Below are 12,754 nucleotides of genomic sequence, written 5' to 3' on the forward strand. Positions count from 1 at the left end.
AACGCTTTTTATATGAGAGAATTCAACGATAGGGAGGATATTTTAAATGGCTAAAGACATTAAGTTTAACGAAGATGCACGCCGTGCGATGCTTCGCGGTGTAGATCAATTGGCTGATGCAGTAAAAGTTACTTTGGGGCCAAAAGGACGCAACGTTGTTCTTGAGAAAAAATTCGGTTCTCCGCTCATCACAAATGACGGTGTAACGATCGCAAAAGAAATCGAGCTTGAAGATGCATTCGAAAACATGGGTGCAAAGCTTGTATCTGAAGTTGCAAGCAAAACAAACGATGTAGCCGGTGACGGAACAACTACAGCTACTGTTCTTGCTCAAGCAATGATTCAAGAAGGCTTGAAAAACGTTACTGCTGGTGCGAACCCAGTCGGTGTCCGCAAAGGAATCGAAAAAGCGGTTGCTACTGCTGTAGAAGAGCTTCATAACATTTCCAAGCAAATCGAAGACAAAGAGTCCATCGCTCAAGTCGCTTCCATCTCTTCCGGTGACGAAGAAGTAGGGCAACTTATTGCAGAAGCAATGGAGCGCGTTGGAAACGACGGTGTTATCACTATTGAAGAATCAAAAGGTTTCACTACTGAGTTAGATGTCGTGGAAGGTATGCAATTCGACCGCGGATATGCATCTCCTTACATGGTAACAGATTCTGACAAAATGGAAGCGATTCTTGAAGATCCATACATTTTGATCACTGACAAAAAGATTACAAACATCCAGGAAGTTCTTCCGCTTCTTGAGCAAGTCGTTCAGCAAAGCAGACCTTTGTTGATCATTGCTGAAGATGTTGAAGGTGAAGCTTTGGCTACTCTTGTAGTGAACAAACTTCGTGGAACATTCAACGCAGTTGCTGTTAAAGCTCCTGGCTTCGGTGACCGCCGCAAAGCTATGCTTGAAGACATTGCGATCTTAACTGGTGGAGAGGTCATCACTGAAGATCTTGGTCTTGACCTGAAAACAGCTTCAATCCAATCTCTTGGACGCGCTGCTAAGGTTGTTGTATCCAAAGAAAACACAACAATCGTTGAAGGTTCTGGTGACTCTGCGAACATCGCAAGCCGCGTAAACCAAATCCGTGCGCAACTGGAAGAAACAACTTCTGAGTTCGATAAGGAAAAACTTCAAGAGCGCTTGGCTAAATTAGCTGGCGGCGTAGCTGTCATCAAAGTTGGTGCTGCAACTGAAACTGAGTTGAAAGAGCGCAAACTTCGCATTGAAGACGCATTGAACGCTACTCGTGCAGCTGTTGAAGAAGGAATCGTTTCCGGTGGTGGAACTGCACTCGTTAACGTATACAACAAAGTAGCTGAGATCGAAGGTCAAGGCGACGTGGCTACAGGTGTTAAAATCGTACTTCGTGCACTTGAAGAGCCAGTACGTCAAATCGCTCAAAACGCTGGTCTTGAAGGATCTGTCGTTGTTGACCGTCTGAAAAAAGAAGAAATCGGCATCGGCTTCAATGCTGCTGACGGCGAATGGGTAAACATGATCGACGCTGGTATTGTTGACCCAACAAAAGTTACTCGCTACGCGCTTCAAAACGCTGCATCCGTAGCTGCTATGCTTCTTACAACTGAAGCAGTAGTTGCTGACAAGCCTGCTGAAGAAGGCGGCGGCATGGGCATGCCTGATATGGGCGGCATGGGCGGAATGCCTGGCATGATGTAATAAACGTAAAAAAACATGATAATATCAATGTTTAATGGTCATGGGTTTATCCCGTGACCATTTTTTGACCATATTTAGTCAAAATCCAATACGCCATTCATCAGATTGGAAAACTTTTCTGCGTCTCTTTTTCTGACAGCTTCAGTTGTATGTAGATAAACTTTTTTAGTGATATCATCATCGGAATGACCTAACCTTTCCATGATCCTTTCTAGGCTAACTCCCGCCTCAGATAATAAAGATGTATGTGTATGCCGTAGAGAGTGAGGGGTTAATGACTCGTTTAGATTTGCCAGTTTCAGTATTCTTTTCATTCTTTGCTGAATGATCTTTACATAAATAGGGTATCCGGGATTTGTACCGTTGTTTACAAATATAAACCCCTCATCCAAGTATTCCTTGCCAACAATTCGTTTTATTTCTTTGTTTCGTTCAATAACCGACTGTAAACAATTCACAACAAGATTATCAATATCAATTATTCTTCTTGATGATATGGTTTTAGGGGTCACAAGCTTAAAGGATTTTATGTTATTGTTTGGGTTGTAATAAGTTTTAGTGATGGAGAGCAAATAACTTCCATCGTTATTTTTTATTAAGTCCGTCTCCTTTAACGGACAAAGCTCACCAATCCTTATCCCTGTATAGGCTAGGGTGACGAATATCTCAAAATCCAGATCCAATCCTTTTTCTTTGGCTGTTTTCAAAAATAAAGCCAAGTCCTCTTTTTCCATATATTTCGGTAACTCATAAAAACTATCTAACTCCTCAATGGTTTGGGCTGCTTTAGGAATATAGGCAAATTCAGTCGGATCTTTCTTTATAACCTCTTTCTCCAATGCTTTTCTGAATATCATCCTCCCAGTTCTATGTATGCCTGCCAATGTGTTCTTTGCAAACTGTCGATTCAACTTGCTTAAAGCTGTTTGATATTGCTCTTGAGTAATGTCGGCCATCTTAATATTTTTAAAAAATGGCAGCAAATTATTAATTTCATGCCTTCTGATTCTAATGGTACCAGGTTTTACCCCTCTTTCTTCCTGATAAATGTTTATCCACAATTCACTAAAACTTTTGAAGGTAATGTGGATATCTTTCAAACTATTGCCTGCCTCAATTTCATTCTCCATATGCCTTGCTGCAGTTCTAGCCTCTCCGATGGTTTTAAATCCTCTCCTGGTAGTGTGCTTTCTCTTGCCTGTGGCTGGATCGATGCCAGTATAAATTTTAAACATATACCTTTCGCCGTTCTTTGTTTTATAGCTTTGAAAACTAGCCACATTAATGCTCCTTCCTTTTTATATCATCCTGCAACCACTCAATCGGTGTATCAACGTATCCTTCAATATCACCGACCAATTTTCCGTTTTCGTAACGTATAGTTGAATATACGGGTATTTTTACCATCTTAGTTACTGGAAATAGGTTAGTCAGAGATTCTTTTTTCTTTACCAATGCTTGATCACTCCTATTCTGGCATGCCCATTCAATAGCACTCTTGAATAAATTTTATTTTTATACATATCTAAGCGTTTACTCGCAAACTCATACCCGACGTTAAATAGATTCATAATGTCGGATAAAGTGTAATTAAACAACCTATCTAACATAAAAGTAGGTACGCAAAAATGATATGCAAAATAATTAGCCTGGTATTCTTGTAGATCAATAAACAACGGATGCATGTCTAATTGGTTACCGTAGTGTCTTAAAAAGTGACAAATTTCATGTCCAAATTCCATCCATTCCTCACTTTCGGTTCCTTTCACCAAAATAATTTCATCATCGAATCTGAACGCCTTTTGTTTATAAGTAATATTTACCCCTAGTTTACTGGCTATGAATTTTATATCTAAATCTGTAGGATTCATTACCCCGATTGATTTGTACAGCTCATAAATGTAATCCTCAAGATGTGAACGCAAGATATGACCCCCTCTTTGAAAGGAACGTATGTTTGTTTTTTGGTTAAAAGAAAAGGTGTACTTGGTACACCATGTTTTAATTGTTTGCATTTTCTACTCCTGTATGAATTCTAACCGACGGTGGTAGCTCCCCATCTAGATAAGTCCTCGATATATCTCCAATAATTTCACCAGTTTTTTCAGAATAACTACCTTTGGTCGCGTGTTCTCCTATCAACAGTTTATTCAAAGCTACCTCTACGGCATCTGCTAACTTCAAAAGTTCTTTTGCGGCCTGATCATCTGGGTATTCTTCTTCTATTTCACTTACGGCTGAATCTACGTCTAAAAGAGCTTTCGTGATAACTTCCAACTGCCTTGTGCTATCTTTTTCGTACATATCAACTGTTAAATATTTCCCTGTAATTAGCTCCATGTACAGTAGTATAGAGTCCTCCGACATACCTTCGTTTTTTTCTTCTGAAGATGCATCAGTGATAGGAGTTTTCGCGCTTTCGGAAGCAGAAGCACAACCAATTAACAACAAAGAAAATGCCAATGCTAAAGTTATTTTTTTCAATCGAATTTCTCCTCACTGTTTTTTCTGGCTCATCTTAAATTTTATATACTCATAAACTTCTTTCATTTCTTCTGCTGTTAAGGATTCCATATCCTTGAACATGAGGTCTATATCTGGGAACTCCGTAGAAATCTTGTTTTTGTAGTGTTCTAATTCACTATAACTTGTATCCTGTCCTAATAAATAATCAATTGAGACTTCGAATATGTTAGATATCTTTTCTAGTGTTTCGAAATCTGGCTCTCTTGTTCCTGATTCATATTTAGCAATAGTTGAATATGAGATGCCTAATTTATTAGCTAGATCATCCCTACTAAATTTATTTTCTTTTCTTAGAAATTTTAATCTATCGTTAAATTTCATTAGTTTTATCCTCCATTACCCCCTATATTATACTATTTGTCCAATCTATAAAATAAATTGGACAAAAAGGGTAAAAAAGTGTTGACATAGGACGAATTGTCCAATATGATAATAACAACAAGACAATTCGTCCAATAAAAGGCGGTGAGATTGTGAGACGTAATTTGAGACAACAACGAGTTGCAAAAGGTTATACAGACGTTGAAAAATTTTCCAAAAAAATTGGTATATCGGCGTCATACTACTACAAGATTGAACAAGGAAAAAGAACACCAGGAATCATTTTGGCAAAAAAAATTGCTGACACTTTAAATCAGACGGTAGACGAAATTTTTTTTGAAGAACAACTGGACGATTCGTCCAAAACGAAACAAGCCATATAGGAGTTGATCTAGTGAACGCCAAACAAAAAGAAAAAGTCATTAACGAGATGTTGAAAACACTGGTAGATAACGGCGTTACCTTTGCCGAAGTTCCAGAAGTGCTTAAAAGCTTAGAAATTGAACTTGATGAAATATGTAAACAACAGGCAATTCAGTTTCCGTAAGGAGGTGATCTAATGCAAAGCGCTATTGATGAATTAAATCAAAATCTTTTGGCAGAAACCATAAAAGAAATGTGCCAACAAGCCTACGAACAAGGGGTGGAGGATGCTCGAAACAAATATGCATATCCTCCTACGCTTAAGAAAACACATCTAACCGAGATATTTCAAGTGGCGATGCCAACTGTTGACAACATCATTCGAATGGAAGGATTTCCAAGGTCTACAATCACGAAAGCCCGTTATCCAAGAGACCAAGTTTTTGAGTGGATTAAGGACAACATCGAGTACGTTCGTTACAACACCAATTATTTAAAAGGTATTTCTTAATACTAGTTTACTAGCTTAAGCCATACACCTACCATTCCGATTCGGAATATTGAGGGGAGGTGAGAAAAATGGAATTTGGGGGAGTGTTCAAAGCGCTCAGACAGAAAAGAGGTTTGACGCAAGAGGAGTTTGCAGAAGAGCTTAATGTTAACCAATCAGACATAAGCAAGTTTGAAAATGATGATAAATTGCCGGATCTACACTTATTCCGACAAATGATATTAGCATCGAACGCACCAGAGGTTGCTGTTGCTTTTATGTTCGGGATGGACGGTGTCGGCATTATCCAAAACGTATTACAAATGATGGGAGGGTTCATTTTATGGATGTAAACAATTTTTTGGCCGAAGATTACCCAGCGGCATTTAAGGAAACAATCTGCATCATGGATTGCATTTATGTCATGAGACAGGAACTGGTAGAGGGAGATTACGAGCAAGCTATTGTTGCTACAGAAAACGCCCTACGTTCATTTAAAGAGTTGTACAAGATGCAACAGGAGAAAGCGCATCGTGACGAAGTTCAGGCCATCATACAAGAAGCCAAGGAAAAGGGAATGGGAATTGTCATCATACAGGGGTTACTCAATGGATAGCAAAACTTGGACAGCCTTAATCATGTGGGGAATCCCGTTAATCGTCCTATCGGCCTTATGCATTACCAGTTTCATTATCAGCGAAAGGAGATCCGAAAATGAACCTAAGACAGGAAGTAGAAAACCCTATGGTCCTGGACAGTCATTGGAATGATACGGTGAAAGTCTCGGGTACAGATGCACTCGGCAATGAAATACATGCAAGGGATGAGGTATTTGAATATGACGATAAGACATTTGTCATTGAAGAACTATCATACGATGCACAGAAAGTCCTTGAGTTACTTGGCGCAGAGAGAAAATACGCATAAAAAAACTTCCTTCGGCAAAAGGAAGCTAGCGAAAAATATTTGATACAAACATTATACCACAAAAGATGGAGGGATTGAAATGAGTTTCGACACTCCAAACGGCCCAGTTTTTGAACCTGAAAATCCTATGCTGAGAAGCTTTTATGAAATGTTGGAAGAACTCGCCCCAATGGAAGCAGGATGTCGCAAGTTTGAAAAGTGGGTTGAAATATACGAAGCACTGGAATATGACACAAGAGACAAAGGGGAAGATGTAATTGGCATTAAAGCCGTTTAATGAATTATTCCAAGTTGATTTGTCAAATGAAGTCGCGAAAAGGCCAGTTAAAAAGAATTCAGACCTTACATTGGATTACCTGGAATGGGCCAACTGCATCAAGCTGCTATATCAACATGGCGCCGAAAGTGTTAAGTACGGAATGAAAAAGAACGGGAATGACTACCCTTGTTTTTACAATCCAAACGGAGAATCACCATTTGTTAGTGTGTGGGTGGATATTGATGGCAATCGATATGAGGAAGATTATCCGGTTGTGAACGGGATCTATGCAGTAAGCAACCCAAACCAACTGGACATTAATAAAGCCAAGCAGAGGGGATTTGTGAAGGCAGTAGCCATCAACACCGGATTAGGGTTAAGCCTTTGGATCAAGGAAGAAGAAATGATTAACACAGATCAAGAAATCCAAAAAGAACTTTATCAGAATGAAACAGCCTCATTAAACGATCAGATAACAAATTTATTCGCAAAGGCCCTCCAAAAAATCGGAGACAAGGACGAGCTTTACGCAGTCTTGCAAACGACTAAAGAAGAGATTCACAAGCTTTATAGGTCAAATGATCATGCTGCCAAGAAAATATTAATCGGCCAGTTAGTAGTGATATTGAATGATCAAAACAACTGATGATAGGAATCAATTTATAGGTGGTTCAGAAGCAAATATGATCTACATGAACTATGAATCTGCCAGCTTTAAAAAATGGTGGGCTAGCAAACTATCTGAATCACCTAGTGATTCTTTCTCAAACATTCATATGTCTGTAGGGACGATTTTGGAGCATGACATTTTGGACTTATATGAACGAGTAAACAACGTTAAAGGGATTCGAGAAGCGCAGAAGGTTAAAGGGATTGCCAGAGCAAACACGGATTACATCTTGGGAAATAAGGTGTCAGACGTTAAAGCAACGAACAAGGCGTTTGAGTGGTTCTTGAAAGAAAAGGTCCCGTTAAATTACAAGCGCCAGCTGATTCATTACATGTACATCTTTGGCTTAAGTGAAGCGTCCATAATTGCGTACCAAGTTGACAAAGCATTAATGACAAACCCTTTTGAAAGCCTTGTTCCAAGTAAACTTTTTGAGGTAATGGTACCTGTTACAACGGACGAAATCACAGTACACAAACAAAAGATAGATTACTTGGAGCACTGCAAGAGTATAAGTATTTTTCCAAAATAAGGAGCGATCGGGGCAATGGAGGAAAACAGGTTAAAAGCTTCGGGGTTTGTAATCCAGCCCCGATTACAGTTTGAAAGTATAAAGGACAAGATGCTTTACCAACACTTTATCGATGATGCGAATTACAAAGAAGGAAACTGCAAGAGAGGTCAATTGATCACTTCATCAATCAGTCTATCTAAAAAAATAGGATGGACGCGGGGGGATATAAGAGGTTCCATCAAACGACTAACTGATGCAGGTTATATAAAATCGGAGCCTTACAAGAAAAACAAAGGGTTAATCATCACTATTGAAAACTATGATGACTTCCAAAAACTAGAAAATTATAGCAAGAAAATTAACCAACTCGAAAACCAACAAGGTAACCAACAAGACAACCAACAAGGAGACGTTCAAACTCCTTGCGAGAGTAAGGAGGAAGACGATTTGAAGAATGATAATAACCAACCCATTAACCAACAAGGTAACCAACTCAAAAACCACACTATAACAGCATTTATTAACAGCATTAATAACATCAATAAAACATTAAAAGAATATATCACCGAAGCTCCAGTGAAAAATAAAAATTTGACTTCAACCGATGATACAGAAATCTTTGTTGATTTCGCTTCGCGAACCAACGCTATACCTTCTGGGGTTAATCGTAAGTTACTTGTTTCTTACTTTGATTGTGTACGACTTACAAGGCAGACATGCGCCATTTCAGCGAACATCTTAGTCAACTTCATTGAAAAACTACAGAAATACTCTGCCAACCAAATCAATTACGCGATATGGAACCACATTGAAAACCATGATGACAAAAAAGAGCAATACACACTTGGGATTCTGCGGAATACAAAAGAGCCAGAAGCTAGGCGGGGCCTAATGAAGTTGAAAAATAGCAGGGGAGGTCAGTCCTTTGAATCTAATAAAGCAAGTTCTGGAGAATACGACTACGGGTTCTAAAATCGCCCCTCAAAAAATCCTAGAAAGGTATTGCTGTATGGGGTGTAGGAAAGAGGTTTGGGTCAAAGAGTTCACGATAACAATCGGTCCGCTAAAAGGACAGACAGATATAGCAAAAATCGGTTGCGACTGCGAGCTGATTGCGAAGGTGAAACAGGAGCGACAGGCAGCGAAAAAAGAACGAACAAGGTTCATTTTTGAAGAAAACAGCCTTATTAATCAATCTTTGCAGGATGCCACTTTCGAAAACTTTGAGCGCGGTGAATTTGGACAGGCTTATCAGAAAGCAAGGAAGTACGTTGAAACCTTTGACCCGAAGAATCCTAGGAATCTATTCTTTCAAGGTTCATTTGGTACAGGGAAAAGCCATTTGTCTGTATCTATCGCAAAGGAACTAACTAAAAAAGGATACACAACCATATTTATTTCTACTCCAAAATTGCTTACAAAAATACGCGGTACATACAACAAGAGCAGCGAATTTGGGGAAGAGCAAATCATTCAAACTCTAACAAATGCTGATTTAGTGGTATTCGATGACATAGGAGCCGAAGGTGACATATCCGGTTGGGGAATGCAGAAAATTTTCGAGGTCATTGATCAACGCGCAGGGAAAAGTAGCGTCTTTACTACCAACTTATCGTCATCTGATTTTGAGTCAACAAGAGACTTAAATCGAATATTTTCGCGAATGATGATGAATTCAGAACCAATAATCATGAACGGAACTGATTACCGCAGGCGTCAATTCATGAAAGGAAGCAGAGATTATGCATGAACACATTATAAATCAGATCGTCATCACAGTCGGGCAATGGGGAAAGTTCGGCGGAGTAGAATACGAACATCGGTTTGAATCGTTGCTCGGGCAATTGCAAAAAGCTACTGGTCTTGATCATGAAGGAGCCGTGAGATTCATAGAACGGCAGGTCGGGATTACTGCTAGAAAAAGATTCAGGGAGTTGAAAGGAAATGGGTGCTCAACAAAAACTGGATAACGATCTGAAATTGTTAAACGACTTCCACAGGTCTCACGAAAAGGCATTGGATGAAATCCAGAAGCTGGACAGTCGCATGGACCACCTGGCACCTTACGAAATTGGCAAACTCCAATACTTGTACACCAAAGCGGAACGGCAAGCCTGGAACATAGCAGCATGGCACAAAAAGAAGCAGAAATACTACGAAGGCATGGCAGAGATAGCACAAGGGCAGGAGTACAAGCAGATGCGGGACAGTGGCAAGACAGGAACGGATGCACAGTACCTGTCCCGGATTTCAAAGGGTGCACAGCTAACGGAAGCGGCGAAGTATGAGGGTGACTATATCACTTGGAGGGGAATAGCGCAGACTTACGAAGGGGCGCGCCTGGCATTGAAGGACATTCTGAAATCAATTGAAGCGCAGGGAGGAAGTTGAATTGGCTAAAGATGCATGGGTATTGCGATTGAAACCGGAGATCGCGGAAGAACATCACGGTAATGAAACTCTTTATCTAACGGACGACGAGGAACTTGATTTTTTAACAGACGACATACAGAAGGCACAACTAGTTTTTGATAAAGAAAAAGAAATCGAAAGTATGAAAACACATGAAAGAATCATACTTGAAAAGTTTGGGCCTGGTGCAATCTGCGATTTTGGATACACAAATATCACCAAGAATTTTGATTGGGTTGAAGTTGAAGTGGAGGAAGAAACATGGTCAACAGAACGGTATTAGTCGGACGTCTTACAAAAGACGTTGACTTGAAATACACGCCAAACGGTGTGCCTGTAGCCAGCTTCACACTGGCAGTTAATCGCACATTTACAAATCAACAGGGAGAACGTGAAGCGGATTTTATAAATTGCGTGGTCTGGCGTAAACCTGCTGAAAACGCGGCGAATTATCTCAGCAAGGGTTCGCTTGCCGGAGTGGACGGAAAGCTCCAAACACGAAGCTATGAGAGGCAGGACGGGAAACGAGTTTACGTGACAGAGGTTGTCGCTGACAGTGTGCAATTCCTGGAGCCGAAAAAGCAAGGCGGCGGACAACAGCGTGATTCGGGAGATCCGTTCCAGGATGGAGAGCCGGTGGATATGAGTTCGGAGGATTTGCCTTTTTAATACGAATTATGAAGTAAGGGGGTTGTTTAATGGGCAAGGAAAAAGAATGCGATTTATGTATGATCGATAAAGCCACAACAACGGTTGATTATCAAGATGTTATCTATGATGTTTGTGAACAATGCCGCGTTTTGGCAACGGAATAGCGGACAGTTCGAACCCACAAACCAATCAAAAAGGAGCGTTTTAAATGGTTTCAGTTCACGTAATGTTTAACGGTGCATCAATGTATTACGAATTTGAAAATGATATAGAAGGGTTTATGAAACGGTGGAATAACCACATGCCGGCAGTTGGTTTTTTTACCGGAGAAGATAAAGATGGGAAAAAGGTAATTATAAACCCATCAAATTGCGGAACGATTGAAATTAGAGAGATTAATGGATAGCAAGTGATACTTTTCAAACCAATCAAAAAGGAGCCGATCCTATGAGTTTTGGTTTTCATCCTATCAGCAAAGCAGAACAGGTACGGAAAGTGCCAGTCAAGCAACGGAAACAGCATAGCAAGCCGGAGTTGTATAGAGGACGCAGAATCCCAATGAAATCAATAAGAGGCCGTATCACAAGGGAGACATACAACAAAACGATTGACATGCACGGATTTGAATGTTTCTTCTGCGGCACTACTCACAGTTTGGAATGTCATCATGTGGTGCCGAAAGGATATTCCAGGACAATCAGCGGGAGGGGCGTATGGCGCAATCTTAGGTTTGTATGCACGAAAGATCATGAGAACAGTCCGAACGGTGTACACGGTAATCCGGCGATGCTGAAACAGCTGCAGGAACATCATGAACAACTTTACGGCCCGCATTACTACAAGGATGTATATGACCTGTTTATGGAGGGGCTAGTGGAAAACACATCACCGGAGGCATACGAAGCCTTTATGCAGGAAGAAGAACGGAAGGCCGCATTTCTCCGGGTAGATGCGGAAGCTAGTGAGGCGGCTTGGTTTTGATGCTACGACTTAATGAAAGGGTGAGAAACATAAAAAAATTAGGATTTAAGCATATTTACACGATATTTCCTTGTGTATTCAAAAGGAATTTACCGAGTTTTATATACGATGCAGAAAAATCAGCCAGAGAGAAAGGTGCACAGGATTACGAAAATCCTAGTGTTGAATTAGTTTCTATTCAAAAAGTTGGTTTCGTTAAGTATCTAGTCGTATGGAAAGTGCGGGGTTATAGAAAACAGCAGATCTGATTTCAAACTGAATGCTTATTTTTAGGAGGGGTTTCATTGGAGTTCATACAAAAGAGAACAAAGCCGTTTATTAAGACTTTTAAAACGAAGAAAAGAACAATCAAAATTGAGCGCAGAGATTGCGGCGCACTAGGTAGCTTTGGTGGTGGATGGTTTTTTGAGTGGGGATTATCAGTAAAGACCGGGAGCGAAGGGTTAAAAGGGACGATTCTAATTACTTGGCTAGTTTATACCATAAGAATTGATAAAAAACGATCAGATTCTTTGATTTAGGAGGGGTGGGAGAATTGACTAGCTTTAAATCTATTTTTAATCAGATAGAAAAAATGGTCAGGCAAAGCGCTCACTATGTACCAAGAAATTATAAGACGGTCGGTGGAATGTGGACTGTAGACACTTATAAAAAAGGCAATGTAACCCTGCAAATCATGGACGAGGGCTGGACGATTAAAATCTTCACCAAAGATATTTGCGCAATTGATTCAGGAAACACATTCAAGGTTGAAAGAGGATCGCTGGAAGACTTTGAAAATGTACTAAAATCCATTAATTGATACAGGAGGGGCGGGAATGACCGTAAGAGTTTTATTCATTGATCCGAAGAAGGGTCTAAAAGATGTTTCGATTCAGGAAGCTCCATCTGTAGATGATGTTGTAAGCAAACTTAAAAATATGGGCTGTGTAGTGTTATCAGCCGAACAAGCCTAGGAG

27 protein-coding genes are annotated in these 12,754 nt (G+C 40.1%); 22 read left to right on the top strand and 5 right to left on the bottom strand.

Translation table 11 applies throughout. The features are described 5' to 3' along the window. Positions 1-46 precede the first annotated feature (46 nt). Complete coding sequence (gene groL / locus D5F11_RS21455; RefSeq protein ID WP_120118278.1) at positions 47-1,681, top strand: chaperonin GroEL; 1,635 nt, start codon at positions 47-49, stop codon at positions 1,679-1,681. A gap of 74 nt (positions 1,682-1,755) precedes the next feature. Here groL and D5F11_RS21460 read toward each other — a convergent pair whose 3' ends face one another. The 5 genes from D5F11_RS21460 to D5F11_RS21475 all read right to left on the bottom strand — a co-directional run bounded on the left by D5F11_RS21460 (position 1,756) and on the right by D5F11_RS21475 (position 4,528). Next, positions 1,756-2,961: a site-specific integrase gene (locus D5F11_RS21460; protein ID WP_245998284.1), complete on the bottom strand. Its 1,206-nt coding sequence runs from the start codon at positions 2,959-2,961 to the stop codon at positions 1,756-1,758. 1 nt (position 2,962) lies between these two features. After that, a complete protein-coding gene (locus D5F11_RS26875; protein WP_185830837.1) occupies positions 2,963-3,136 on the bottom strand; it encodes a hypothetical protein in 174 nt (57 codons plus the stop codon). Continuing rightward, entirely contained in the window at positions 3,130-3,606 is a 477-nt protein-coding gene (locus D5F11_RS21465) for an ImmA/IrrE family metallo-endopeptidase (RefSeq protein ID WP_245998285.1), read from the bottom strand. Before D5F11_RS21465 ends, D5F11_RS26875 begins: the two co-directional genes overlap by 7 nt. 76 nt (positions 3,607-3,682) lie before the next feature. Further along, the gene (locus tag D5F11_RS21470) at positions 3,683-4,165 is read right to left on the bottom strand and encodes an outer membrane protein assembly factor BamD (RefSeq protein WP_120118279.1); all 483 of its coding nucleotides are present in this window, start codon (positions 4,163-4,165) and stop codon (positions 3,683-3,685) included. Between the two features lie 12 nt (positions 4,166-4,177). Continuing rightward, entirely contained in the window at positions 4,178-4,528 is a 351-nt protein-coding gene (locus D5F11_RS21475) for a helix-turn-helix domain-containing protein (RefSeq protein WP_120118280.1), read from the bottom strand. A gap of 152 nt (positions 4,529-4,680) precedes the next feature. On the opposite strand from D5F11_RS21475, the gene D5F11_RS21480 reads away from it, so the two are divergent. The 21 genes from D5F11_RS21480 (at position 4,681) to D5F11_RS26885 (ending at position 12,751) form a co-directional block, all read left to right on the top strand. Further along, complete coding sequence (locus D5F11_RS21480; protein ID WP_120118281.1) at positions 4,681-4,911, top strand: helix-turn-helix transcriptional regulator; 231 nt, start codon at positions 4,681-4,683, stop codon at positions 4,909-4,911. Between the two features lie 11 nt (positions 4,912-4,922). Further along, a complete protein-coding gene (locus tag D5F11_RS26880; RefSeq protein ID WP_185830838.1) occupies positions 4,923-5,075 on the top strand; it encodes a hypothetical protein in 153 nt (50 codons plus the stop codon). 12 nt (positions 5,076-5,087) lie between these two features. Continuing rightward, positions 5,088-5,402 (top strand): hypothetical protein, encoded by a 315-nt coding sequence (locus D5F11_RS21485; protein WP_120118282.1) that lies wholly within the window; start codon positions 5,088-5,090, stop codon positions 5,400-5,402. A 68-nt stretch (positions 5,403-5,470) separates the two neighbouring features. Continuing rightward, a complete protein-coding gene (locus D5F11_RS21490) occupies positions 5,471-5,734 on the top strand; it encodes a helix-turn-helix domain-containing protein (protein WP_120118283.1) in 264 nt (87 codons plus the stop codon). Continuing rightward, entirely contained in the window at positions 5,725-5,997 is a 273-nt protein-coding gene (locus D5F11_RS21495; RefSeq protein WP_120118284.1) for a hypothetical protein, read from the top strand. The genes D5F11_RS21490 and D5F11_RS21495 overlap by 10 nt, the downstream gene beginning before the upstream one ends. 98 nt (positions 5,998-6,095) lie before the next feature. After that, positions 6,096-6,308 (top strand): hypothetical protein, encoded by a 213-nt coding sequence (locus D5F11_RS21500; RefSeq protein WP_120118285.1) that lies wholly within the window; start codon positions 6,096-6,098, stop codon positions 6,306-6,308. 79 nt (positions 6,309-6,387) lie between these two features. After that, the gene (locus D5F11_RS21505; protein ID WP_120118286.1) at positions 6,388-6,585 is read left to right on the top strand and encodes a hypothetical protein; all 198 of its coding nucleotides are present in this window, start codon (positions 6,388-6,390) and stop codon (positions 6,583-6,585) included. Continuing rightward, a complete protein-coding gene (locus D5F11_RS21510) occupies positions 6,566-7,213 on the top strand; it encodes a Sak single strand annealing protein (RefSeq protein ID WP_120118287.1) in 648 nt (215 codons plus the stop codon). Before D5F11_RS21505 ends, D5F11_RS21510 begins: the two co-directional genes overlap by 20 nt. Beyond that, positions 7,197-7,769 (top strand): YqaJ viral recombinase family protein, encoded by a 573-nt coding sequence (locus D5F11_RS21515; protein ID WP_120118288.1) that lies wholly within the window; start codon positions 7,197-7,199, stop codon positions 7,767-7,769. Before D5F11_RS21510 ends, D5F11_RS21515 begins: the two co-directional genes overlap by 17 nt. 15 nt (positions 7,770-7,784) lie before the next feature. Next, positions 7,785-8,723 carry a hypothetical protein gene (locus tag D5F11_RS21520; protein WP_120118289.1) on the top strand — a complete coding sequence of 313 codons (939 nt, stop codon included), beginning with the start codon at positions 7,785-7,787 and terminating at the stop codon, positions 8,721-8,723. Further along, complete coding sequence (locus D5F11_RS21525; protein ID WP_245998287.1) at positions 8,677-9,501, top strand: ATP-binding protein; 825 nt, start codon at positions 8,677-8,679, stop codon at positions 9,499-9,501. The genes D5F11_RS21520 and D5F11_RS21525 overlap by 47 nt, the downstream gene beginning before the upstream one ends. Beyond that, positions 9,494-9,721: a hypothetical protein gene (locus D5F11_RS21530; RefSeq protein WP_120118290.1), complete on the top strand. Its 228-nt coding sequence runs from the start codon at positions 9,494-9,496 to the stop codon at positions 9,719-9,721. The genes D5F11_RS21525 and D5F11_RS21530 overlap by 8 nt, the downstream gene beginning before the upstream one ends. Continuing rightward, the gene (locus D5F11_RS21535) at positions 9,696-10,142 is read left to right on the top strand and encodes a hypothetical protein (RefSeq protein ID WP_120118291.1); all 447 of its coding nucleotides are present in this window, start codon (positions 9,696-9,698) and stop codon (positions 10,140-10,142) included. The genes D5F11_RS21530 and D5F11_RS21535 overlap by 26 nt, the downstream gene beginning before the upstream one ends. Before the next feature lies 1 nt (position 10,143). After that, the gene (locus tag D5F11_RS21540) at positions 10,144-10,446 is read left to right on the top strand and encodes a hypothetical protein (protein WP_120118292.1); all 303 of its coding nucleotides are present in this window, start codon (positions 10,144-10,146) and stop codon (positions 10,444-10,446) included. After that, positions 10,425-10,832, top strand: a complete 408-nt coding sequence (gene ssb, locus D5F11_RS21545) for a single-stranded DNA-binding protein (RefSeq protein ID WP_120118293.1) — start codon at positions 10,425-10,427, stop codon at positions 10,830-10,832. Before D5F11_RS21540 ends, ssb begins: the two co-directional genes overlap by 22 nt. 190 nt (positions 10,833-11,022) lie before the next feature. Next, on the top strand, positions 11,023-11,220 hold the full coding sequence (locus D5F11_RS21550) for a hypothetical protein (protein ID WP_120118294.1): 198 nt from the start codon (positions 11,023-11,025) through the stop codon (positions 11,218-11,220). 41 nt (positions 11,221-11,261) lie between these two features. Continuing rightward, positions 11,262-11,795 carry a hypothetical protein gene (locus D5F11_RS21555; RefSeq protein ID WP_120118295.1) on the top strand — a complete coding sequence of 178 codons (534 nt, stop codon included), beginning with the start codon at positions 11,262-11,264 and terminating at the stop codon, positions 11,793-11,795. Then, the gene (locus D5F11_RS21560) at positions 11,792-12,043 is read left to right on the top strand and encodes a hypothetical protein (RefSeq protein WP_126646654.1); all 252 of its coding nucleotides are present in this window, start codon (positions 11,792-11,794) and stop codon (positions 12,041-12,043) included. Before D5F11_RS21555 ends, D5F11_RS21560 begins: the two co-directional genes overlap by 4 nt. A 36-nt stretch (positions 12,044-12,079) precedes the next feature. Further along, a complete protein-coding gene (locus D5F11_RS21565) occupies positions 12,080-12,316 on the top strand; it encodes a hypothetical protein (protein WP_120118297.1) in 237 nt (78 codons plus the stop codon). Between the two features lie 14 nt (positions 12,317-12,330). Beyond that, on the top strand, positions 12,331-12,597 hold the full coding sequence (locus D5F11_RS21570; RefSeq protein WP_120118298.1) for a hypothetical protein: 267 nt from the start codon (positions 12,331-12,333) through the stop codon (positions 12,595-12,597). Between the two features lie 16 nt (positions 12,598-12,613). Next, positions 12,614-12,751, top strand: a complete 138-nt coding sequence (locus D5F11_RS26885) for a hypothetical protein (RefSeq protein ID WP_185830839.1) — start codon at positions 12,614-12,616, stop codon at positions 12,749-12,751. Positions 12,752-12,754: the final 3 nt, after the last annotated feature.

The sequence above is a fragment of the Siminovitchia terrae genome, assembly GCF_003605405.2.
GTDB classification, from domain to species: domain Bacteria; phylum Bacillota; class Bacilli; order Bacillales; family Bacillaceae_C; genus Siminovitchia; species Siminovitchia terrae.